A 20,684-nucleotide genomic window follows, 5' to 3' on the forward strand; every position below is an offset into this window, starting at 1 on the left:
ATCTGCGTCGTTTTACCTGCTTTTCCTCTACAAGCAAGCCCGACCGTTAATTTCTGTTTACTTCGCGAAGCACCGTGGCTCAATCGCCACTTTGGCTTCAAAACAAGGTAAACGCCCTCTTAAAAAAACAGCTTAAAACCCCTCTTTAGCCGATCAAGCTGCTGATATCATTCCACGTCGCAAAAACCATCAAACTGAAAATCATTGCCAATCCGATCCGGAAAGCGACTTCCTGTGCCCCTGCGCCCAACGGTCTGCCCCTCACCGCTTCAATAGCGTAGAACACAAGATGTCCCCCGTCCAGAATCGGGACCGGCATGAGATTGAGAAGGCCAATCGAGACAGAAAGCAAGGCCGCAAGTTGTATAACCGCACCAAATCCGAGGCTAGCCATCTGTCCTGACGCCTGTGCGACCCTCACCGGCCCGCCTAGCTGGTCCGCATTCATGCGTCCAGTGACGAGATTGCCGATATAGGCAAACGTCCCTGTCACGACATGGCCGGTCTCGCGCACGCCTTCAACCAGCGCCTCGGTAGGAGAATAGGTGACATGCCGGAAGTTGCCGCGCGTCTGGTCGGTGACAATACCGATGATCCCCAGCTCCATCTTGTTACCGAACTGGTCCGTCGTCTCGGTGCGGGTCGGCACCATCGGCAAGGAGAGCTCCTGCCCGTTCCGCTCCACCGTGACTGTAATCGGCGTTCCTGGGCGAACTGCCACGTAACGTCGAACATCGTCGAATGTCTTGACGGCTTCGCCATCAATGGAAACGAGACGGTCGCCCGGCACGATACCAGCTGTCTGCGCCGCACTGTTTTCACGCACCTCAGCAACGATCGGATCTGAGATCATGCGACCATAGGTGCCGAACAAGGCCGCAAAGATCAGGATCGCAAGGAGAAAATTGGCAATGGGGCCGGCTGCGACGGTGGCTGCTCTTTTCCACAGCTTTGCACCGGCCAGCGTTTGGGCCCGCTCCTCCAGCGACAAGCCAGCAAGGCCATCGCTATCGGGCTTGCTGGATACATCCTCATCCCCGAAGAACTTGACGTAACCACCGAGCGGTATCGCGGAAATCTTCCAGCGGGTTCCGTGCTTGTCGGTAAAGCCGATAAGTTCCGGGCCAAAGCCGATCGAAAAAGCTGTGGATCGAATGCCGCACCAGCGACCTACGAGATAGTGGCCCATCTCGTGGACGAAAACGAGCAGAGAAAGTACGAGAACGAACGGCACTATGTAACCGGTCAAGAACCCAACCGTTGCCGTTACCATATCCATAATTTCCCAGCCTTTCGCTTGTGTCAGAACCCCGGCACGATACCGCCGCCAGACCCTGGCACATCACCCGTTATCGCCGCGTGAACGACAGCAATGAGGAATACGGTAAAGCAGGCAAAAACAAGACCGTCAACCCGGTCCATAACGCCGCCATGGCCCGGGATGAGATTGCTCGAATCCTTCACCTTGAAACGCCGTTTGATGAAGGACTCAAAAAGGTCGCCGATCTGGCTGAAAATGGACAGCACGAGAGCCAGGGCGATGATGACGATGCTGATGCGCCCATGATAGATCGCAGCCACCGTTGAACCCGCAATCACGCCGAAAAACGTGCCTCCGGCAGCACCCGACCAGGTTTTGCCTGGCGAAATGGATGGAGCAAGCTTGGGACCGCCCACAGCACGACCGACAAAATAGGCGAGAATGTCCGTTGCCCAGACAATCGCGAAGATAAACACCGTGGCAACAAAGCCGGTCAGTTCTTCGCTGCGGATTGCCGCAAGAGAAATGCCACTCAGCCCTGCATAGATGATGCCGCCGACGAGCCACCAGTTCTTTCCACGAAGAACCGGGAAAAGTGCTGCGGTGATTGCAAAACCGGACAGAAGCGGCAGATCAAGCGAAGACTCCCCGAAGATGGTGTTTCCGCTCATGACAGCGACGGCAAACCAACCCCACGCGTAACCTGTCGGATTGCTGTCCGCCAGCTTGGTGATGGTGCTCCATTCGTAATAGATGAGCAGCGCAAGCAGGCCTGCAACGACGCGGAACATCATGCCGCCATACCAGGTAGCCGCCAGTATGACTGCCGCAAGCACAATGGCGGAAATGATCCGCAGCTTTAATTCGCGGCTCATCAGACGCCTGCCAGAGCGACTTGGCCGGAAAGACCGCCAAATCTGCGATCGCGAGCCATGTACTGATCAATCGCCACAAAAAACGTATCGCGCGAAAAGTCAGGCCAGTAGTCGGGGATGAAAATAAACTCGGAATAGGCGGCTTGCCAAAGAAGGAAATTCGAGAGGCGTTCTTCACCGCTTGTACGGATGATCAGGTCAGGATCTGGAATACCGTTCGTATCCAGTCTGGCTGTGATCGCGTCCGGCGTGATCGAGCTAGCGTCCAGCTTCCCCTCGGCCACATCCCTGGCCAAAGAAGCGGCTGCGCGCGCAATTTCATCACGAGATCCGTAATTGAAAGCGATGATCAGGGTCAGCGCGGTGTTGTCGCGTGTCATCTGCTCGGCTTCGAGCAGCAGGTTCCTGATGTCCTCTTTCAGACCTTCCCGGTCGCCGATGATGCGTACCCGCACGTTTTCCTTGTGCAGATCCGCCAGATCGCGACGGATGAAGGCCTTGAGCAGGCCCAGCAGATCGCTCACCTCTGATTCAGGCCTGCGCCAGTTCTCGGAGGAAAAAGCAAAGAGCGTAAGATATTTCAGGCCGCACTCGCCCGCAGCCCTGACTGTCGTGCGCACGGCTTCGACGCCACGTCTGTGGCCCATGATGCGGGGAAGACCGCGCTGCTTGGCCCAACGCCCGTTGCCATCCATGATGATGGCAACATGCTCGGGTAATGAGGAACGTGTAATGTCGGACATCTCGATCCAGTTTTAAGCAGCGCGTGACAATGATGAAAATCTTACAGCAGAGCGACCGCCAGTTATACCTGCATGATTTCCTTTTCCTTCTCTGCAAGCAAGCGATCAATATCTGAAATCGTGTCGTCCGTCATTTTCTGAACCTTGTCGGACTGTGCGCGGCTCTCATCCTGGCCGATGTCGCCATCCTTTTCGGCTTTTTTCAGGCCGTCCATACCATCGCGGCGAACGTGACGGATGGCAACCTTAGCCTTCTCCGCATAATCGTGAGCGACCTTCACAAGCGACTTGCGGCGCTCTTCGTTAAGCTCAGGCAGAGGGATGCGAAGGTTCTGGCCGTCGACGATAGGGTTGAGGCCGAGGTTGGACTCGCGGATCGCACGATCGACCGCGCCTACCATCGATTTGTCCCAGATGTTGACGCCCAGCATACGCGCTTCAGGCACGGTAATGTTGGCGACCTGCGAAAGCGGCACGCGCGAACCATAGGCGTCGACTGTAACCGGGTCCAGAATGTTGGCGGACGCGCGGCCCGTGCGCAGCGATGCGATGTCGCTCTTGAACGCATTGATAGCACCATCCATGCGGCGCTTGATATCGTTGAGGTCAATACCACTCATTTTCATACTCCATCAATTTGGCCGTTACGGCCACTGTCACAGCGCGGGATGAACGCCCCGTCAATTACTTGTCGTGCACGATGGTCTTGCGACCGCCACCGGTCAATATTGCCGCAAAGCCGCCCTTTTCGTGGATCGAGAAAACGATGATCGGAATGTGGTTCTCACGTGCCAGGGCAACAGCGGCCACGTCCATCACGGCAAGGCCCTTGCCCAGAACTTCGGAATGCGTCAGCTCATCAAAGCGGGTGGCGTGAGGATCTTTCTTAGGGTCGGCGGAATAGATGCCGTCTACCTGTGTGCCCTTGAAGATTGCTTCAGCGCCCATTTCGGCCGCGCGCAGTGCCGCCGCAGAGTCGGTTGTAAAGAATGGATTTCCTGTCCCGCCAGCAAAAATCACCACCCGCCCCTGCGCCAGATGCGACAGGGTTGCGCGCTGCGAGAAGCTCTCACAGATTTCCGGCATGGCAATAGCCGAGAGGACGACGGTGTCGATGTCCAGCTTGCGCAGCGATGTCGCCAGCGCCAGCGCGTTGATAACGGTCGCCAGCATGCCCATGTGGTCGCCGGTAACGCGGTCACCGCCCTTTGAGGCTACGGCAACGCCACGGAAAATGTTGCCGCCACCGACAACGACGCCAACCTCGACGCCCATTGCCCGTGCTTCGGCAATGTCGGAGGCGATGCGGTCAGCGACGGCGACGTCGATCCCGAAACCCTGATCGCCCATGAGGGCTTCGCCCGACGCCTTGAGCAGAACACGTTTATAAAGCGGCTTGGAAGACATCATGACTCCTTAAAGCATGTCACGCAAAGGCACGTGGCTGTTCGCAATGACGACACGCGAAAACTAGAGAGAAATCGCAAGCCTGCCAAATCCGCAGGATTGGCACGCATTGCGAGATATACCGGAACGCGGATACACGAAGGGCACCGCGTTGTCACGCGATGCCCCGTAGTTTTCCCAAACAGGATGAAGAGATCAGCCCTTGGCGACCGCAGCAACTTCAGCAGCGAAGTCGCTTTCTTCCTTTTCGATGCCTTCGCCGAGCAGCAGGCGAGCCATGCCGACGACTTCGATCTTGGCGCCAGCTTCCTTTTCGGCTTCCTTGACAGCGTCGCCAACCGTGATGTCAGGGTTGATGACGAAAGCCTGCGACAGAAGAGCAACTTCTTCGAAGAACTTGCGCATACGGCCATCAACCATCTTTTCGATGATGGCTTCTGGCTTGCCGGATTCGCGGGCCTGTTCGATGAATACGTTGCGCTCGCGTTCTGCAACTGCGGCGTCAACTTCTTCAGCGCGGATGGCGAGCGGGTTGGTCGCAGCAATGTGCATGGCAACCTGGCGACCGATGGATGTCAGAACAGCCTTGTCGCCTTCGGACTTCAGCGCAACGAGAACGCCGAGCTTGCCGATGCCGTCGCCAGCAGCGTTGTGAACGTAGGTGGCAACAACGCCGTGCTCGACTTCGAGGAGAGCAGAGCGACGCAGCGTCATGTTTTCACCGATGGTCGCGATTGCGTCCTTGATGGTGTCTGCAACGGTCTTGCCGGTTGCCGGATAGGTTGCTGCTGCAACAGCGTCAACCGAGCCATCCGTGGTCAGGGCAACGGAAGCAACGCCGCGAACGATATCCTGGAAGGCATCGTTACGAGCAACGAAGTCGGTTTCGGAGTTGATTTCAACAACAACAGCCTTGTGGCCGGCAGAAGCGATACCAACGAGACCTTCGGCAGCCGTACGGCCGGACTTCTTGTCAGCCTTTGCGATACCCTTGGCGCGCAGCCAGTCGATTGCAGCTTCCATGTCGCCGCCGGTTTCAGCCAGCGCCTTTTTGCAATCCATCATGCCTGCGCCGGACTTCTCGCGCAGTTCCTTTACCATTGCGGCTGTGATTTCGCTCATTGTGTGCCTCTTGTCGGTTCGTCGGTCACGGCGCGATTGCGGCCCGACCGAAATCGGAATTTGGGAACGAATGTACCCGGAACTGTGACAGGCTGATGAAACAGCCACCACGAAGTTTCAAAATCGCGCCCATGCCGTGCGGCTGGCGCGATTTAAACAAACAAGGCCGTCGAACTTGTTTGAGTCCAGAACGGCCTTGTCAGATCCTGATAGAGAAGGCGGCATCTTCAATGCCGCCCGGTGGCCAACGATCAGGCGCCAGCCTCGTCCTGCAGTGCAGGCTCGATCGGAGCTTCTTCGGAAGCGCCGATGTCGCGGCCCGAAGCGCCCTGCTGACGAGCGATACCGTCGATGGCTGCACGAGCAATCAGGTCGCAATAGAGCGAGATTGCGCGCGATGCGTCGTCGTTACCTGGGATCGGGTAGTCGATCTGGTCCGGGTCGCAGTTGCTGTCGATGATTGCAACGACTGGAATGCCAAGACGCTTGGCTTCTTCAATCGCAATCTTTTCCTTGTTGGTGTCGATGATGAACATCAGGTCCGGAACGCCGCCCATATCGCGGATACCGCCGAGAGCCTTTTCAAGCTTTTCGCGTTCGCGCTCAAGGTTCAGGCGTTCCTTCTTGGAGTAGCCGGAAGCGTCGGAGTTGAGGATTTCGTCGACCTTGCGCAGGCGCTGGATCGAGTTCGAAATCGTCTTCCAGTTGGTCATCATGCCGCCGAGCCAACGCGAGTTGACGTAGTACTGAGCGGAGCGCTTTGCGCTGTCTGCGATGATTTCAGAAGCCTGACGCTTCGTGCCGACGAACAGAACGCGACCGCCACGGGCAACCGTGTCAGACACGACCTGAAGGGCGCGCGACAGCAAAGGAACTGTCTGTGCCAGGTCGATGATGTGGATGTTGCTGCGGTCGCCGAAGATGTACGGCTTCATCTTTGGGTTCCAGCGGTGTGTCTGGTGACCAAAGTGAACGCCAGCTTCCAGAAGCTGACGCATAGAGAAATCGGGCAATGCCATGCCTAGTTATCCTTTTCCGGTTGAACCCCCGCGAAGCAAACAGCACCGTTTTAAGGCGGCACCACCGGGCGGAACGATCCGGATTTCTCCCGGAACATCCCAAGCTTCGCGTGTGGAATGGTGAGCCGCATACAGCCTGCGCCAAGGAAAAGCAAGCAATTATGCAAAAAATTACGAAATGCCGCGACGTGCCTTTTAGCGCATCGGCTTGTTTTCACAGCTTTCCGGCTGAAGAATATCGAGTTTGGCGAGTTTGCCGGTCAGGACGAAGTCGCCGTAATCCATGGTCAGATCGCGCGTGATTCCGTTTTCGTAAAGCTTGAACGACATGCGGTAGATTGGCAGCGAATCGGTACCGCTCTTGTCATTGTAATAGGCAATCGTCACTGGCCAGAACGGTGTCTTGGCGAAGTCACCCGCCTTGCCTGCATCCACGTCGCCATCGGCGGGCGCCTGCTGCTTGCCGACAAGCGTTGAGGTGATCAGGCTTTCGTCGCCATCATCGGAGCCATCGAAAACGCGGGATTCGAAGATGCGCTTTCCAAGCTTTGCGTTCTCGATGACCTGATACATATGCTCGGTGGGAAACTCGCCTGCTGCGAGATCGATTTTCCTTGGGTCCGGCTTTTTCAGATCGATCGTCATGGCACCGTTTGCGTCTTCCGCAGAACCGGTGACTTCCTTGTCCAGCTTGTCGTCGGTGAAAGACTTGGTTTCGAAGGTAAACTTCTTGGAGTCGACATCTTCGAAGGTCGTCGTCTGCTGGTCGGTCAGCCTTACGGTGTCGCCGGTGTTGATCTGGGTTACGAACCGGAAGTCGGTCTTGTAGCCCTTGCAGGAGGAACCGGTGAACTCGTAGACCATGCGGCCCGTCATTCCCTCGATGCCGGAACGGTCGGAGGCATCCTTCAATTCCAGATCGTAGACAGCCCTGTGGGAAATGAGATTGGGAACTGAGGCAGGCACGGCACTTGCGGCACCCGGCAAGACGAAAACGACGCCGGAAGCAAAAGCAGCAGCAAGGTTCCTGACAAACATTCAATATCTCCTGTTGGACTCACCGCTCATATTGTACAAGCAACAGCCCGGCTTTTGGACATCATGATCTGTCTGCCGGATTTTTGAAAGATTTACAACAAAAGCGGAGACGAAAATGTCGGATGCCATCGAAGCTCGCCTGAAAGACCTGGGCTACACCCTGCCCGCTGCTGCAGCACCCGCTGCAAACTATGTTCCCTTCACCATCAGCGGCAATCTGCTCTACATTTCGGGTCAATTGCCGATGGAATCCGGCAAGATTGCGGTAACAGGCCATGTCGGGCGCGATGTGGATGTGGCAACGGCACAGCGCGCTGCTGAACTCTGTGCCGTCAACATCCTCGCTCAGGTCAAGGCCGCCCTCGGCGGTGACCTCTCAAAGGTGCGCCGTGTGCTGAAGCTGAACGGCTTCGTCGCCTCCGTACCCGAGTTCACAGAGCAGCATCTCGTCATCAATGGCGCGTCGAACCTGATCGCCAATGTGCTCGGTGATGCAGGCAAGCACGCGCGTGCAGCGGTTGGCATGGCATCCCTGCCCTTTAATGCCGCCGTTGAAATCGATGCCATCGTGGAAATCGAGCTATGACGTTGAAGCTGTCCTGGCTGACCGCGAACCCCGTCGCCCATCGCGGTTATCACGATCAGAACAAGGCCGTTTGGGAAAACACCCTGACGGCTTTCTCCCGCGCTATCGAAGCGGGCTTTGCCATTGAATGCGACCTGCAGTTGGCAGCGGACAGCGTGCCTGTCGTGTTCCACGACCACGAGATGTCCCGGCTGACGGGCATCAAGGGGGATGTGCGGGAAAAGACGGCGGGTGAGCTGGGCCTTTTGTCGGTCGGTCAGACGAAGGATCGTATTCCGACGCTCAAGCAGCTGCTTGCCCTTTGCGGCGGCAAGGTGCCGCTTGTGCTTGAACTCAAGGGTCGGGATGGCGAAGGTGTCGATGATGGCTTTGCAGAGGCCGTGCTGGAAACGCTTGAGGGTTATGAAGGCGACGTTGCCCTGATGAGTTTCGATCATCACCTTTTGCGAGACCTGAAGGCGGCAGGCTCGCCTTGGCCTATCGGCTTGACGGCGGAAGGGGCACAGCCCGAGGACTTTTTCAAGCACGACGAGGCCATGCAGATCGGCGTCGATTTCATCTCCTATGCATGGGCGCATTTGCCGAACAGCTTTATCGAGGCACAAAGAAAACTCGGTATTCCTGTCATTACATGGACGGTAAGGGATGAAATCGGCCGTGCGACCACCTATAAATATGCAGACCAGATGACGTTCGAAGGTTTCGACCCAAGAGAAAGCGTACCAGCCGGCGCATGAGCGATGAATATTCCATTCGCGTAGAAAGGTCCTTCAAGGACATTGATCCGGAAAGCTGGAACATGCTTTCCGGAACTTCAAAGAACACGCGAAAAGAATTCTATAATCCGTTCATTTCTCATGCTTTTCTCTCATCACTAGAAGAGTCTGGATCCGCTACATCCAAGACCGGCTGGCGTGGTCATCACCTGCTTTTGGAAAATGGTGATGGGCGGCTGACCGGTGCCATTCCGGCCTATCTCAAAAGCCATAGCCAGGGCGAATACGTCTTCGACCACGGCTGGGCCGATGCACTTGAGCGTGCAGGCGGCAATTATTATCCAAAGCTGCAATGTGCCGTGCCCTTTACGCCCGCAACCGGTCCGCGGCTGTTGACCAATGGCATCGATGATGCAGCTTTCCGTCAGGTTCTGGCCTCCGGGCTGAGGCAGGTCACGGAAAAGATCGGCGTATCCTCTTCGCATGTCACTTTTGCCACCGACGACGATATGGAGGCGCTGGCAGATGAGGGATTTCTCGCCCGTGCCGACCAGCAATTCCATTTCATAAATAACGGATATCGGGATCACGCGGATTTTCTGGATGCGCTTTCGTCCCGCAAGCGCAAGGGCCTGAAAAAAGAACGCCGCGCGGCGCTGGAAAACGGAATCGAGATCGACTGGCTGACCGGTCGGGATCTGACCGAGGATATCTGGGACCAGTTCTACCGATTCTATATGGATACAGGCAGCCGCAAATGGGGCCGTCCTTATCTCACCCGCGCCTTTTATTCCTTGATTGGCGAGCGCATGGCCGACGATATTCTCCTCGTCATGGCGCGGCGCGAGGGGCGGTATATTGCCGGAGCCATCAACTTTATCGGTGGAGAGGCCATCTACGGCAGGCACTGGGGCTGCATCGAGGATCACCCCTTTCTTCATTTCGAGGTCTGCTATCATCAGGCCATCGATTTCGCTCTTTCAAAGGGCCTGAAGCGCGTTGAGGCTGGCGCACAGGGGGAGCACAAGCTTGCCCGTGGATACACACCGGTGACGACCCATTCGGCGCATTTCATCACCCATCCGGGCTTGCGCCGCGCCATCGCCGACTATCTGGAGCGGGAACGAAATGAAGTCGAGCAGATTGGCGATTATCTTGATGAGCACAGCCCGTTTCGAAAGGGTGAGCGCCCTGAGGCGGACGATTAAGCAAGTTTTCAGACGAGGAGGCATTTCATGACCTACGACACAAACAACATCTTCGCCAAGATCCTGCGTGGCGAGATCCCATCGGTGAAGGTTTACGAGGACGACGACACTCTGGCATTCATGGATGTCATGCCGCAGGCGCCGGGCCATCTGCTGGTCGTTCCCAAGGCCGGTTCGCGCAATCTGCTGGATGCTGATCCTGCTGTGTTGGCGAAAACGATTGCTGTCGTTCAAAAACTGGCTGTCGCCGCCAAGGAAGCTTTTGATGCGGATGGTGTCTACATCGCGCAGTTCAACGAGGCAGCCGCAGGCCAGACCGTGTTTCACCTTCACTTCCACATCGTCCCACGCAAGGATGGTGAGCCGCTGAAGCCGCACAGCGGTGCAATGGCGGATACTGACCTTTTGAAGTCACAGGCGGAAAAGATCAAAGCCGCACTCTAAGGTGCTCTCAAGGGCGGCCCGCCCCAAGGCTCAATCGGCGGCGAGCTCTGCGCCGTTCGATTTCAGATTGGCGGGCATTTTCTTGTCGTCCAGCCTTTCAACGATGTACCGCGATATCGGGAGCGTGATTGCAAAGCAGATCATGCCCCCGAAAATATCCACGAGGTGGTGGCCACCCTGTATCAAGACTGCCGGTAACATCAGCGCATTCAGTGTGCCGAAAACAGCGATGAAGAAGGAGTGCCTTGGAACGAAGAAGACTGACATCAGCGCCATAAAGATATGAAATGACGGGAAGCCGATTAGTCCAAGAATATTCCTTGGTGAGAGATAGGCGACACCCTCCCGCCCCAGGCGCATAAGCTCTTGCCCGTAGGCCGGATCCACGGCCAGAGGAATGGCGGCGATGACTTCGGGCGTTAAATCGTGGTACGCTTTTGCGCCGAAGGTTGGAAAGAAAATCCAGAAGCAGATACTCAGCAAGGCGCCGATGCTTCCCGTGAGAAGAAACCAATGCAGTGCCCGCCGTTTGCCGGTAAATCCCAGAACGATGATCGTGACAAGCAGTTGCGGCAGTGACGTTAGATAGACGTAATGCAGAGCCGTACCCACCAGCGGGTATTGAGAAATCCACGTCACAATGTCTGGCCAGCTATAGCCCAAGGCGTTATCGGCACGCATGAGCATTTCGTCGATTGGTTCGAAGCTGATTGGTAGAAACATGTAGTTGAAGACCGAGGCCGCGATGGTGAAGAGAATGTAGAGACCTGATGCGGTCAGTACATCTCCAAGACCAGCTTCCCTCCCCCTCAGCCGATAGAACTGCCCGAGGGCCAACGGTATCAACCCCATAATGGCGCTGAAAAAATATCCGCCTACATCAAGGTAAATTGACTTTTGATAAATCCAGAAAACATCGAAAACGAGTAGTGCGATTATTGTCGTAAATATCAGTTTCTCTATCGGCAAAAATATCATCGATTTTATCGATTCGGACCGAGTGACGCTAAGAAATCATCTCTACGGTCTCAAGAAATACTCAATAATACATTAAGTATCCCATGCCCATTGCGAGTATTAGCAAGGGTGCAGCTACGCCGATGAAGACTTTCTGTCCACTTGCAAGAAACACAACGAAGCCAATCAGTGCGGCGCCTATCCGTAACCACATCGGTGTATCCGCCAGTGTACCGGTGGGAAAGACGATCAGCTTGGCTGTGACAGCCATGACCAGCGCGGTGGCAACTGCCCTGACCCAGTTGAGAGTTTCGGACCCTTCCTTCAAACGGTTGCCGGCGAGTACGCCGAGCCAGCGCCAGATATCGGTCGCAATCCAGCCGGCCAAGGCGATGAAGAGATAGGGTGCCCACCAGTTGTCGGCCATCATGCTTCGCCCTCGCCTGCAGAGGCCTTCTCACGGCGAAGCCAGAAACGATCGAAGAGATAGGCCAAGGTGCCTCCGCCAAGGCCCGCATAGAGGATGTCGAATTCAGGTTCTATGACTGCAAAAAGCGGGCCTGCGATAATGCCGACCACGAAAGCGATCTTGACAACGCTCTGCTTGGCCGAGGCCCATATTGACGAAACGAAATAGACGGGCGTCAGAAAAAACAGAATGCCAGCGATGATGGGTGGAAAAGCGGCCACGACGCCGTAACAGACTGCAACAATCGTCGCGCTGACCGCAGTCAGGGTCATTCCAAAGCCCGCGAACCAGGCAACACGTGCCTCGCGCGGGACTTTGCTCAAGTTCTGGGTGGCGAACACCCATGCGGTAATGGCCACGAAGTGTGACAGGAACAGAAGAAGCCATGTGGGGGTCTTCGCCGTGCGCATTTCCGGCACAATGGAAGCGACCATGGGCATCATCCGGATTGATGACAGGGTGACCACCAGAAAACAGGTCGCAAGCCCCGCGCCGCTCGTCATCGCTCCAATCAAAATCATCTTGGCGGGCAAGGCCCAGATGGAAAGCGTCATAAACACGGCTTCGCTGCGAGTGATACCCGATTCCAAAGCAAACGCACTGAAACCGATGAATGACGTCATGAGAATGAGTGCAGGCAAAGAAAATATGCCCTTCATGCCCCTGACGAACCAAAGGTAATGGGGCTCCACTGCGTGTTCTGGGGGCATATCTCAATCCGGTATCGACATAACAATGTGCCGGGCACTTGGCCCGGCACATACTGACTGCGTAGTAGAAGATTTACTTCTTTTTAGGCACCTTTGGCACCGTATTTGTCTTGCGACGGGGCTTGGCATCCTCTTCGGTCTTCGTGGCTTCCACCACGACGACCTCGGCCTCTTCCACCTTTGCCGTCTTCGTCTTTCCCTTGGACTTGCCGGGCGACTTGGCGGCCTTGAGTTCAGCCTCGGGCTTGGGCTTTACGGGCGCCGTCTCCGGCATAACGTCAAGCTTGAGACTTTTGGTGCCATCGTCCTTCTTGCCTATGGTGACGCTGACGACGCCGCCCTTCTTGAGTTTGCCAAACAGGATCTCATTGGCCAGCGGCTTCTTGATGTGCTCCTGAATGACGCGACCAAGCGGACGCGCTCCCATTTTCTCGTCGTAGCCCTTCTCTGCGAGCCACGCGATTGCGTCCTCGTGCAGATCGAAAGTGACATTGCGCTCGGACAACTGGGTCTCAAGCTGCATGACGAACTTCTGGACCACCTTGTGAATAACGGCAGTTGGAAGCGGCGAGAATGGAATGATCGCATCCAGACGGTTGCGGAATTCCGGTGTGAACAGGCGGTTGAGTGCCTCCTCGTCTTCGCCGGTGCGCTTGGAAGAGCCGAAACCGATTGCCGATTTCGCCATTTCCGACGCGCCCGCATTGGTCGTCATGATCAGGATGACGTTGCGGAAGTCGATCTTCTTGCCGTTATGATCCGTCAGCGAGCCGTGATCCATGACCTGCAACAGAATGTTGTAGATATCGGGATGCGCCTTCTCGATCTCGTCCAGCAACACCACGCAATGCGGATGCTGATCGACGCCATCAGTCAGAAGACCGCCCTGGTCGAAGCCGACATAGCCGGGAGGTGCACCGAGCAGACGCGAGACGGTGTGCCGTTCCATGTATTCCGACATGTCGAAACGCAGCATTTCCACGCCGAGCGAGGCAGCAAGCTGCTTGGCAACCTCGGTCTTGCCGACGCCCGTGGGGCCGGAAAAGACATAGGAACCAATCGGCTTGTTGGGCTCGCGAAGGCCTGCACGTGCCAGCTTGATCGCGGTGGACAGAGCCTCGATGGCAATGTCCTGACCGTAAACGACCGAGCGCAGTTCCTTTTCAAGATTGGCGAGAACCATCTCGTCATCCTTGGAAACCGTCTTGGCAGGAATACGTGCCATTGTCGCAATCGTCACTTCGATTTCTTTTTCCGTGATCAGCTTGCGGCGCTTCGAAGCGGGCAGCAACATCTGTGCCGCACCGGTTTCATCGATCACATCGATCGCCTTGTCGGGCAGCTTGCGGTCCGAAATGTAACGCGCAGAAAGCTCAACCGCCGCCTTGATCGCTTCGTTGGAATAACGCAGGTGGTGGTAGTTTTCATAATAGGGCTTGAGGCCCTTCATGATTTCGATTGCGTCTTCGATAGAAGGCTCGTTGACGTCGATCTTCTGGAAACGACGGACAAGGGCCCGGTCCTTTTCAAAGAACTGGCGGTATTCCTTGTAGGTGGTCGAGCCGATGCAACGGATCGCGCCTGACGACAAGGCAGGCTTCAAGAGATTCGAAGCATCCATCGCGCCGCCGGACGTCGCACCGGCACCGATCACCGTATGAATTTCATCGATGAACAGAACAGCGCCCGGAAAATCTTCCAGTTCCTTGACGACCTGCTTGAGGCGCTCTTCGAAGTCGCCGCGGTAGCGCGTGCCAGCCAGAAGCGTGCCCATATCAAGCGAGAAGATCGTGTCGTTCTTCAACGCTTCCGGAACCTTGCCCTCAACGATCCGCTTTGCGAGACCTTCAGCGATGGCAGTCTTGCCCACACCCGGATCACCCACGTAGAGCGGGTTGTTCTTGGAGCGACGGCAAAGGACCTGAATGGTTCGGTTGACCTCGGCATGACGACCGATCAATGGATCGATCTTGCCGCCCTTGGCCTTCTCATTCAGATTGACGCAATAGGCCTTCAGCGCCTCCTGCTGCTTCTTGGGCGCGGAACTGTCTTCTTCCGAGCCATTACGAGCGGGCTTGGCCTCATTCTCCGGCTCGTCTGCGCCACGCGGTGTGCGTGTCTGGGATGTACCGGGACGCTTGCCAATGCCGTGGGAGATATAGTTGACGGCGTCGTACCGTGTCATCTCCTGCTCCTGCAGGAAATAGGCGGCATGGCTCTCCCGTTCGGCGAAGATGGCAACGAGGACGTTGGCGCCCGTTACTTCTTCACGACCGGAAGACTGAACATGAATAACCGCTCTCTGGATGACGCGCTGGAAACCCGAGGTTGGTTTGGAATCCTCGTCGTAGCCTGTGACAAGGTTGGACAGTTCGTTGTCGACGTAATCGACAACAGTCTTGCGCAAGGCGTCGAGATCGACGTTGCACGCGCCCATGACTGCGGCCGCATCTGCATCTTCGATCAGGGCCAGCAACAGGTGCTCAAGCGTCGCATATTCGTGGTGACGCTCATTTGCAAAGGTCAATGCCTGATGCAGCGCCTTCTCTAGACTGGGGGAAAAAGTTGGCACGTTGCGATCCTCATTTCTTTTCCATGACGCATTGCAGCGGATGCTGGTGCTGTCGGGCGAAATCCATGACCTGACTTACTTTTGTCTCTGCGACCTCATATGTAAACACCCCGCATTCGCCGACACCGTGTTGGTGTACATGCAACATGATGCGGGTTGCCCCTTCCCTGTCCTTCTGGAAAAAACGCTCCAGAATGTGAATGACGAATTCCATGGGAGTATAGTCGTCGTTCAGCAAAAGAACACGGTAGAGATTGGGCTTTTTTGTCTTCGGTTTGGTGCGGGTAATAACAGACGTTCCGCGGTTCGCACCGCCGTCTTCCCCTTCACCCTCGCCCTGCATGTAGATCGACTTAGCGATCATCTTTCATCATTCTCCAGATCGCACTCGCACCGGTCTTTTAGGGTTGCGAGCAGGAATTTCGCTCACCTTTATTTAGGTCGTTCGTCAGTGATTTTAAGCCCCCTGCAACGCACTGCAATCACTAATCCGTTCGCGAGCACCAAAAGTGTGGGAGAAAACCTTCCCCCGGCATTGGCGGTGAGCCTAGAGGTCCAGTCGTCTCCGCAGCGATACCGCAACAGCATGTTCGATATTGGCGACCTCCATTTTTCTGCAGATCGAGTCCATGATGTATTTGATCGTTCTGCTGGAAAGCGCGACCTTAGCGCCAATTGCCTCCAGACTTTCACCCTCGGCGGCCATCAGGAGAATCTGCCGCTCCAGATCCGTCAGGGGCTGCAGCGCCTCGGTGCGGGCGTGGCCAATGAGAGCAAGCTGCTCATGCGCATGAACCATGAAGACATTGAGTCGCTCGACCTCGTCCACATCCAGATGCGGCCTGTCACCCGCAAAACCGATAAGGCGCGGCGCACCGGAAATGCCCAAAGCCGGAAAGCTGACGCCTCTGATGTGCGAATGCGCGCGGAACGCGGCCACAACCGCAGTTGCCAATACACATTGCTCCTCGAGTTCTTCCATATCCCAGCGCAGCGGGCCAAGAGTGCCTGGCTTTTGCATCAGGAGCCGCGTCGCAAAGCCGGAAAGACCCTCTTCCAACATGAAGATGAGCGATGCGTCTATATTGAATGGGAACAGGGCCGACACCGGCTCTGCCTCCTCAAGACGCGACATGTCGAGGACATAATAGCAGCGAAAGCCAAAGGACGCCTGAATGTCGGATAGGACCACGCCGACTTCATCCAGCGTTTTCGCAACTCTAATCCTGCTGATCAGGTCCCTGGAAATTTTGCGCCTCTACCGAAAAGGAGAATTCACCATTCCGCCGATGATACTCCCGGGAGGTTACCAGAACATTCTGAACAGTGAAATTCAGTCGTTCATGAAGAACCGATCAATTTTCATCATCCAGCATTTCCCGCACGGCGACGGCAAGCTGCTTCAGCGAAAAAGGCTTCGGCAAGAAGCCGAATTTGGCATCGGCGGGAAGATTTTTGGCAAAGGCATCTTCCGCATAGCCGGACACGAAAATGAACTTCATGTCTGGATAGGTCTTGCGAAGCTCCCGCAGCAGGGAAGGTCCATCCATCTCAGGCATGACGACATCGGATACGACGATGTCGACCTTGCCTTCAAGTTCCTCCAGCACCTCAAGTGCCTCCGTACCGGAACCGGCCTCGTGGACGGTGTATCCACGCGTCTCCAGCATACGCTTTCCACCGCGACGAACGGCTTCCTCATCTTCGACGAGAAGAACGACGGCGGATTTTCCGGTCAGGTCTAGCGGTTCTTCTTTTGCCACTTCTTTTGCAGCGGCAGCATCGGAAGCAGCCTGTGCGGCCTCGCCTTCCAGCGGCGGTGCGACTTCGATGATGTGGCGCGGCAGGAATATGCGGAAAGCCGTCCCCCGGCCAACTTCAGAGTCGGGGTAGATATAGCCGCCCGACTGCTTGACGATGCCGTAGACCATCGAAAGGCCAAGACCGGTTCCCTTGCCGACTTCCTTTGTCGTGAAGAAGGGCTCGAAAATCTTGTCCATGATTTCGGGTGGAATACCTGTGCCCGTATCGGCAACCTCAATCATGACCAGATCTTCGGAAGGAAGATCGGAACGGCCGAGCGCGACAACCTCATCGGCGGGCATGTTGCGCGTGATAATCTTGATCTTGCCGCCCTGCGGCATCGCATCACGTGCATTGACGCACAGATTGATGAGAACCTGTTCGAACTGCGAAAGATCGGTTTTGACCGGCCATAGATCGCGGCCATAATCGACCTCGAGTTTCACATTCGTTCCGGAGATAAGGCGATCGACCAGCATTCGCAGATCGCCGATGACGTCCGTCAGGTTCAACACGGCCGGGCGCATGGTCTGCTTGCGCGAGAAGGCCAGAAGCTGGCGCACGAGGACCGCCGCGCGGTTGGCGTTGCGCTTGATTTCCATGAGATCGGCGAAGCTGGCATCTGCCGGACGTGCCTGTAGCAACAGGTGATCGGAAGACAGCAGGATGGCCGTAAGCACGTTGTTGAAGTCGTGCGCAATACCGCCTGCGAGCGTTCCCACGGCATTCATCTTCTGCGTCTGCGCCATCTGGGTCTCGAGCGCCTTCTGCTCGGTCACCTCGATTGCGTAGACAATTGCGACTTCCTCCGGTGCCTCGTCATCCTGATCGATGACGGCATGGACATAGAAACGGAAGTGTCGCGTCTCGTCCGTTGGGTGGCGGCTGTCGAAGGGGGCAATGTCGCCCTGCCGGTCCTTGGCAGCATCGATGGCCTCAAGAAGCTTCGGCTTGTCGCTATCCAGCAGCACGGCATCAAGTACCACGCCGCCGTCGATATCGTCCCGGCCAACGACGCCTGAAAACAGCTTGAGGAACGGCGCATTGGTCCGCAAAATACGACGTTCGCCGTCCAGCGAAGCGATCGCCATCGGCGTATTGTTGAAGAAGCGGGTGAAGCGCATGGCAGATGCGGATTCGGCGTTAGCCTTACCCTTTGAGCGCATGAGAACGATTGTGCGGCTTTCCCCCGGCGCGCCATCGCGTGTTGCGGTTACCTGATGCACGAGCCTTGCAGGCATGCTCTGGCCATTGACCCGGCGCATGTCGAGATCGAGCATTTCCGTTCGATTGGTGCCCGCATGGGGTTGCACAGATTCAATGAGGGCCATGCCCTCACCCGCAACAAGATCGGAAACCGTAAGCGAGCCGGGCGAGAACTGCGCGAGATCGATTCCAAGCCATTCCGAAAGCGTAGCGTTCAGGTAGACAACCTCGCCTCGCTTGCCAGCCGAGAAGAAACCCGCAGGGGCGTGGTCGAGATAGTCGATTGCGTTTTGCAATTCGCGGAAAAACCGCTCCTGATCTTCGCGCTCGGTCGTGATGTCGGCAATCTGGAAGACGTGAAGATCGTTATTATTGGCGTCCTTGAGAAGGCGAGCCTTCAGGCGGTACCAGTGCGGTCCGGATTGAGACGTATTGGCACTCAAAGGCTTCAAGAGACGAAATTCTTCGTAGCCGTCCTTGCCTTCGCGCAATCCGTTGATGAGCCGGTAGAGAGCTTCCGTCGACTCCCGGTCACGGGACAGAAGCGTTTCGAGGCTCTGTATATCCGTTGCCTTCTTGGCGCCGGTCATCTGGCAATAGGTTGCGTTTGCGTAGACCAGGCGTCCCTTTGGATCCGTAATCAGCGTACCGTCCGGGTGGGACGACAGGAACCGGCGTGCCATGCCATCGGACTGCGATTGCGGCATGACCTCGATGAAGCCGATGGCGGACGAGACGAGAAAGAAAATCCCCAGCATCGCGAGAACGCCGAGTATGCCAAGGACGACTTCATTTTCGAGCGAATTTTTGAAGAAGACGAATCCGACGGCTGCGGCAACGAGAACGAGAGCTAGCAGAAGTATGCGCAAGAGCGTGCCGGATCGGGCGCGCCTGTCCACCAAGGGGAAATCATTTTCGCTGGCTTGGCTGACCTTGGTCATCGAGGCTCTAACCCTTGCAGTTTTGGCAATTCTTCTAAACCCGAAGACAAATGCTCCGGACGGAATCGCTTTTGTCTATCTCTTGTAGCAATTCGGTGAAATATCAAAAAGCTCCGCCCCTCATAAACCTTTGCCAATACACAGCGAATGCACTGCATTTCGCACGATATGACGCCTTGCGTGGCACCTTTGCCACGTGGATACGGGCGGGAATGTGAAAGCTGGGGTCAAATTGGTGGCCTGGTGTCGATAAAACTTGTGCTTGGCGCAAAAAAATCGTCTTTTCGCCGCAAACTCTTTCAAAAATTCTGATGCGGCAATCATTTGCCCGGGAAATACCAAAGGGACTGGATAAATGATGGACGATTTTATCGGCACTTACGGCAACAACCTGATTGTTGCTGTCGTAGGTGTCGGCGTGGCACTTCTGGCTCTGGCGATTGTTCTGTGGCTCGTTCGCAGGCGTGGCGGCTCCTCGCCCTTCATTCGCGGTGGAAAAAATCGTCAGCCCCGCTTGCAGGTTCTCGATGCGACCGCTGTCGACGCGCGGCGCAGGCTGGTCCTCGTGCGTCGTGACAATGTCGAACACCTCGTCATGATTGGTGGCCCGACGGATGTGGTCATCGAAAGCGGCATCGGCGCCATTCCCATTTTGAGAGATGTGCGCGATCCCCAGGAAGCGATGCTGCAATCCCTGTCGTCCGAGCGGGCACTTGCATCGGGCCGCGTAAAGGCTCTTTCCCCGGATCGTGATCAGGAGGTGCGACCAGCGCCCACCATGACCGCATCCGCCCCTGCGCCCCAGCCAGAGCCAAGACCCGTAGCAGCGCCAGTCGCAGCCCCGGCCCCGGCCCCAGCTTCGGCTCCATCACCAGCTCCTGCTCCCGCATCTCCACCTCCTGTACCTGCACCGGCCATGGCGCCAAGGCAAGCTGCACCCGTTGCGCCACCACAAAGACCTCGGCCCGAGCCCGTCGCTCCTCCTGCTCCCGCCCAAGCCTCCGTGCGTCCTGCTCCGGCAGCACCCCAGGCCTCCGCCTCCATTGTGCCGCCCGCCAGGTCTTTCTCCAAGGAAGCCAGCACGCTTGATATTTCTCCAGTCGTGCCAGCGGTCACAGCCGCGTCGCTTCAGGCAGAAACGGCCAGACCAGTCCAGACAGTCTCCGTCGAACAGAGCGAACCTGCGGCAGTGGCCCCTCCAAGCCCGTCGGCGGCACCTGAACCTGTTGCAATGAAGGAGCCGGTGATTGACGAGAGCAGCGCTGCGGACTTTCTTGCCGCAGCAAGAGAGCGGGTTCTGCCGACGTTTCGGACAGAAACGCCCGTCACCGCCACAGCGAGTGCTGCCAAGCCGGAGCCTCTTGCGCCCGATGAAAATGGTGCCGTGTTTGGCGACCAGCTGACGAGCGATTTCGAGAGTTTCCTCCAGGCGGAAATCGAGAAGAACAATACGGCCAGCGCACCATCCGTGAGCCTTGAGCCTGCGCGCCAGCAAATCGTGCCCGAGCCCGTCGCACCGGCGGTCGCAACCACACCGTCCGATGCCGATGTCCAAAAGGAAATGGCGCGCATCTTCGGTGAAATGGCCGTCACGAGAGACAAATGAC

General features: G+C 56.6%; 20 protein-coding genes. 5 read left to right on the plus strand and 15 right to left on the minus strand.

Going from position 1 to position 20,684, the window contains the following annotated elements; translation table 11 throughout:
* Positions 1 to 145: 145 nt before the first annotated feature.
* The 8 genes from rseP to ASF69_RS18660 all read right to left on the minus strand — a co-directional run bounded on the left by rseP (position 146) and on the right by ASF69_RS18660 (position 7,465).
* The gene (rseP, locus tag ASF69_RS18625; protein WP_062589701.1) at positions 146 to 1,279 is read right to left on the minus strand and encodes an RIP metalloprotease RseP; all 1,134 of its coding nucleotides are present in this window, start codon (positions 1,277 to 1,279) and stop codon (positions 146 to 148) included.
* Between the two features lie 23 nt (positions 1,280 to 1,302).
* On the minus strand, positions 1,303 to 2,136 hold the full coding sequence (locus ASF69_RS18630; RefSeq protein ID WP_062589703.1) for a phosphatidate cytidylyltransferase: 834 nt from the start codon (positions 2,134 to 2,136) through the stop codon (positions 1,303 to 1,305).
* Positions 2,136 to 2,879, minus strand: coding sequence for an isoprenyl transferase (locus ASF69_RS18635; protein WP_062589705.1), 744 nt, complete (start codon positions 2,877 to 2,879; stop codon positions 2,136 to 2,138). Before ASF69_RS18635 ends, ASF69_RS18630 begins: the two co-directional genes overlap by 1 nt.
* A 62-nt stretch (positions 2,880 to 2,941) precedes the next feature.
* Entirely contained in the window at positions 2,942 to 3,499 is a 558-nt protein-coding gene (frr, locus tag ASF69_RS18640; RefSeq protein WP_062589707.1) for a ribosome recycling factor, read from the minus strand.
* A gap of 64 nt (positions 3,500 to 3,563) precedes the next feature.
* Positions 3,564 to 4,286: a UMP kinase gene (pyrH, locus tag ASF69_RS18645; RefSeq protein WP_062589909.1), complete on the minus strand. Its 723-nt coding sequence runs from the start codon at positions 4,284 to 4,286 to the stop codon at positions 3,564 to 3,566.
* 195 nt (positions 4,287 to 4,481) lie between these two features.
* Positions 4,482 to 5,408 (minus strand): translation elongation factor Ts, encoded by a 927-nt coding sequence (gene tsf / locus ASF69_RS18650; protein ID WP_062589709.1) that lies wholly within the window; start codon positions 5,406 to 5,408, stop codon positions 4,482 to 4,484.
* A 251-nt stretch (positions 5,409 to 5,659) separates the two neighbouring features.
* Positions 5,660 to 6,427 carry a 30S ribosomal protein S2 gene (gene rpsB / locus ASF69_RS18655; protein WP_062589711.1) on the minus strand — a complete coding sequence of 256 codons (768 nt, stop codon included), beginning with the start codon at positions 6,425 to 6,427 and terminating at the stop codon, positions 5,660 to 5,662.
* A gap of 195 nt (positions 6,428 to 6,622) precedes the next feature.
* Positions 6,623 to 7,465 carry a cell envelope integrity EipB family protein gene (locus ASF69_RS18660; protein WP_062589712.1) on the minus strand — a complete coding sequence of 281 codons (843 nt, stop codon included), beginning with the start codon at positions 7,463 to 7,465 and terminating at the stop codon, positions 6,623 to 6,625.
* Positions 7,466 to 7,580: 115 nt separating this feature from the next.
* On the opposite strand from ASF69_RS18660, the gene ASF69_RS18665 reads away from it, so the two are divergent.
* Genes ASF69_RS18665 through ASF69_RS18680 form a run of 4 tightly spaced genes read left to right on the plus strand, consistent with a single transcriptional unit; the run spans position 7,581 to position 10,419 of the window.
* Complete coding sequence (locus tag ASF69_RS18665; RefSeq protein WP_062589714.1) at positions 7,581 to 8,051, plus strand: RidA family protein; 471 nt, start codon at positions 7,581 to 7,583, stop codon at positions 8,049 to 8,051.
* A complete protein-coding gene (locus ASF69_RS18670; RefSeq protein ID WP_062589717.1) occupies positions 8,048 to 8,788 on the plus strand; it encodes a glycerophosphodiester phosphodiesterase in 741 nt (246 codons plus the stop codon). The genes ASF69_RS18665 and ASF69_RS18670 overlap by 4 nt, the downstream gene beginning before the upstream one ends.
* Positions 8,785 to 9,975 carry a GNAT family N-acetyltransferase gene (locus tag ASF69_RS18675; RefSeq protein ID WP_062589719.1) on the plus strand — a complete coding sequence of 397 codons (1,191 nt, stop codon included), beginning with the start codon at positions 8,785 to 8,787 and terminating at the stop codon, positions 9,973 to 9,975. The genes ASF69_RS18670 and ASF69_RS18675 overlap by 4 nt, the downstream gene beginning before the upstream one ends.
* Before the next feature lie 27 nt (positions 9,976 to 10,002).
* Entirely contained in the window at positions 10,003 to 10,419 is a 417-nt protein-coding gene (locus ASF69_RS18680) for an HIT family protein (RefSeq protein WP_062589721.1), read from the plus strand.
* Positions 10,420 to 10,449: 30 nt separating this feature from the next.
* Here ASF69_RS18680 and ASF69_RS18685 read toward each other — a convergent pair whose 3' ends face one another.
* The 7 genes from ASF69_RS18685 to ASF69_RS18715 form a co-directional block, all read right to left on the minus strand.
* Positions 10,450 to 11,397 carry a phosphatase PAP2 family protein gene (locus tag ASF69_RS18685; RefSeq protein WP_062589722.1) on the minus strand — a complete coding sequence of 316 codons (948 nt, stop codon included), beginning with the start codon at positions 11,395 to 11,397 and terminating at the stop codon, positions 10,450 to 10,452.
* 61 nt (positions 11,398 to 11,458) lie between these two features.
* Positions 11,459 to 11,806, minus strand: coding sequence for an AzlD domain-containing protein (locus tag ASF69_RS18690; RefSeq protein WP_062589723.1), 348 nt, complete (start codon positions 11,804 to 11,806; stop codon positions 11,459 to 11,461).
* Positions 11,803 to 12,555, minus strand: a complete 753-nt coding sequence (locus tag ASF69_RS18695; RefSeq protein WP_062589724.1) for an AzlC family ABC transporter permease — start codon at positions 12,553 to 12,555, stop codon at positions 11,803 to 11,805. Before ASF69_RS18695 ends, ASF69_RS18690 begins: the two co-directional genes overlap by 4 nt.
* A 73-nt stretch (positions 12,556 to 12,628) precedes the next feature.
* Positions 12,629 to 15,127: an ATP-dependent Clp protease ATP-binding subunit ClpA gene (clpA, locus tag ASF69_RS18700; RefSeq protein WP_062589725.1), complete on the minus strand. Its 2,499-nt coding sequence runs from the start codon at positions 15,125 to 15,127 to the stop codon at positions 12,629 to 12,631.
* Positions 15,128 to 15,137: 10 nt separating this feature from the next.
* Positions 15,138 to 15,491, minus strand: coding sequence for an ATP-dependent Clp protease adapter ClpS (gene clpS, locus ASF69_RS18705; RefSeq protein ID WP_062589726.1), 354 nt, complete (start codon positions 15,489 to 15,491; stop codon positions 15,138 to 15,140).
* A 183-nt stretch (positions 15,492 to 15,674) separates the two neighbouring features.
* Complete coding sequence (locus tag ASF69_RS18710) at positions 15,675 to 16,319, minus strand: helix-turn-helix transcriptional regulator (RefSeq protein WP_062589727.1); 645 nt, start codon at positions 16,317 to 16,319, stop codon at positions 15,675 to 15,677.
* Positions 16,320 to 16,482: 163 nt separating this feature from the next.
* Entirely contained in the window at positions 16,483 to 19,077 is a 2,595-nt protein-coding gene (locus tag ASF69_RS18715; protein WP_062589728.1) for a PAS domain-containing sensor histidine kinase, read from the minus strand.
* Positions 19,078 to 19,432: 355 nt separating this feature from the next.
* Between ASF69_RS18715 and ASF69_RS18720 the strand changes: the two genes are divergently transcribed.
* A complete protein-coding gene (locus tag ASF69_RS18720) occupies positions 19,433 to 20,683 on the plus strand; it encodes a flagellar biosynthetic protein FliO (protein WP_062589729.1) in 1,251 nt (416 codons plus the stop codon).
* Position 20,684: the final 1 nt, after the last annotated feature.

The sequence above is a fragment of the Rhizobium sp. Leaf311 genome, from assembly GCF_001423445.1.
Classification (GTDB): Bacteria; Pseudomonadota; Alphaproteobacteria; order Rhizobiales; family Rhizobiaceae; genus Agrobacterium.

Coding starts and splice junctions, on each gene's coding strand:
- rseP (WP_062589701.1), bottom strand. CDS start 1,279: ATGGATATGGTAACGGCAACGGTTGGGTTCTTGACCGGTTACATAGTG.
- ASF69_RS18630 (WP_062589703.1), bottom strand. CDS start 2,136: ATGAGCCGCGAATTAAAGCTGCGGATCATTTCCGCCATTGTGCTTGCG.
- ASF69_RS18635 (WP_062589705.1), bottom strand. CDS start 2,879: ATGTCCGACATTACACGTTCCTCATTACCCGAGCATGTTGCCATCATC.
- frr (WP_062589707.1), bottom strand. CDS start 3,499: ATGAGTGGTATTGACCTCAACGATATCAAGCGCCGCATGGATGGTGCT.
- pyrH (WP_062589909.1), bottom strand. CDS start 4,286: ATGTCTTCCAAGCCGCTTTATAAACGTGTTCTGCTCAAGGCGTCGGGC.
- tsf (WP_062589709.1), bottom strand. CDS start 5,408: ATGAGCGAAATCACAGCCGCAATGGTAAAGGAACTGCGCGAGAAGTCC.
- rpsB (WP_062589711.1), bottom strand. CDS start 6,427: ATGGCATTGCCCGATTTCTCTATGCGTCAGCTTCTGGAAGCTGGCGTT.
- ASF69_RS18660 (WP_062589712.1), bottom strand. CDS start 7,465: ATGTTTGTCAGGAACCTTGCTGCTGCTTTTGCTTCCGGCGTCGTTTTC.
- ASF69_RS18665 (WP_062589714.1), top strand. CDS start 7,581: ATGTCGGATGCCATCGAAGCTCGCCTGAAAGACCTGGGCTACACCCTG.
- ASF69_RS18670 (WP_062589717.1), top strand. CDS start 8,048: ATGACGTTGAAGCTGTCCTGGCTGACCGCGAACCCCGTCGCCCATCGC.
- ASF69_RS18675 (WP_062589719.1), top strand. CDS start 8,785: ATGAGCGATGAATATTCCATTCGCGTAGAAAGGTCCTTCAAGGACATT.
- ASF69_RS18680 (WP_062589721.1), top strand. CDS start 10,003: ATGACCTACGACACAAACAACATCTTCGCCAAGATCCTGCGTGGCGAG.
- ASF69_RS18685 (WP_062589722.1), bottom strand. CDS start 11,397: ATGATATTTTTGCCGATAGAGAAACTGATATTTACGACAATAATCGCA.
- ASF69_RS18690 (WP_062589723.1), bottom strand. CDS start 11,806: ATGATGGCCGACAACTGGTGGGCACCCTATCTCTTCATCGCCTTGGCC.
- ASF69_RS18695 (WP_062589724.1), bottom strand. CDS start 12,555: ATGCCCCCAGAACACGCAGTGGAGCCCCATTACCTTTGGTTCGTCAGG.
- clpS (WP_062589726.1), bottom strand. CDS start 15,491: ATGATCGCTAAGTCGATCTACATGCAGGGCGAGGGTGAAGGGGAAGAC.
- ASF69_RS18715 (WP_062589728.1), bottom strand. CDS start 19,077: ATGACCAAGGTCAGCCAAGCCAGCGAAAATGATTTCCCCTTGGTGGAC.
- ASF69_RS18720 (WP_062589729.1), top strand. CDS start 19,433: ATGATGGACGATTTTATCGGCACTTACGGCAACAACCTGATTGTTGCT.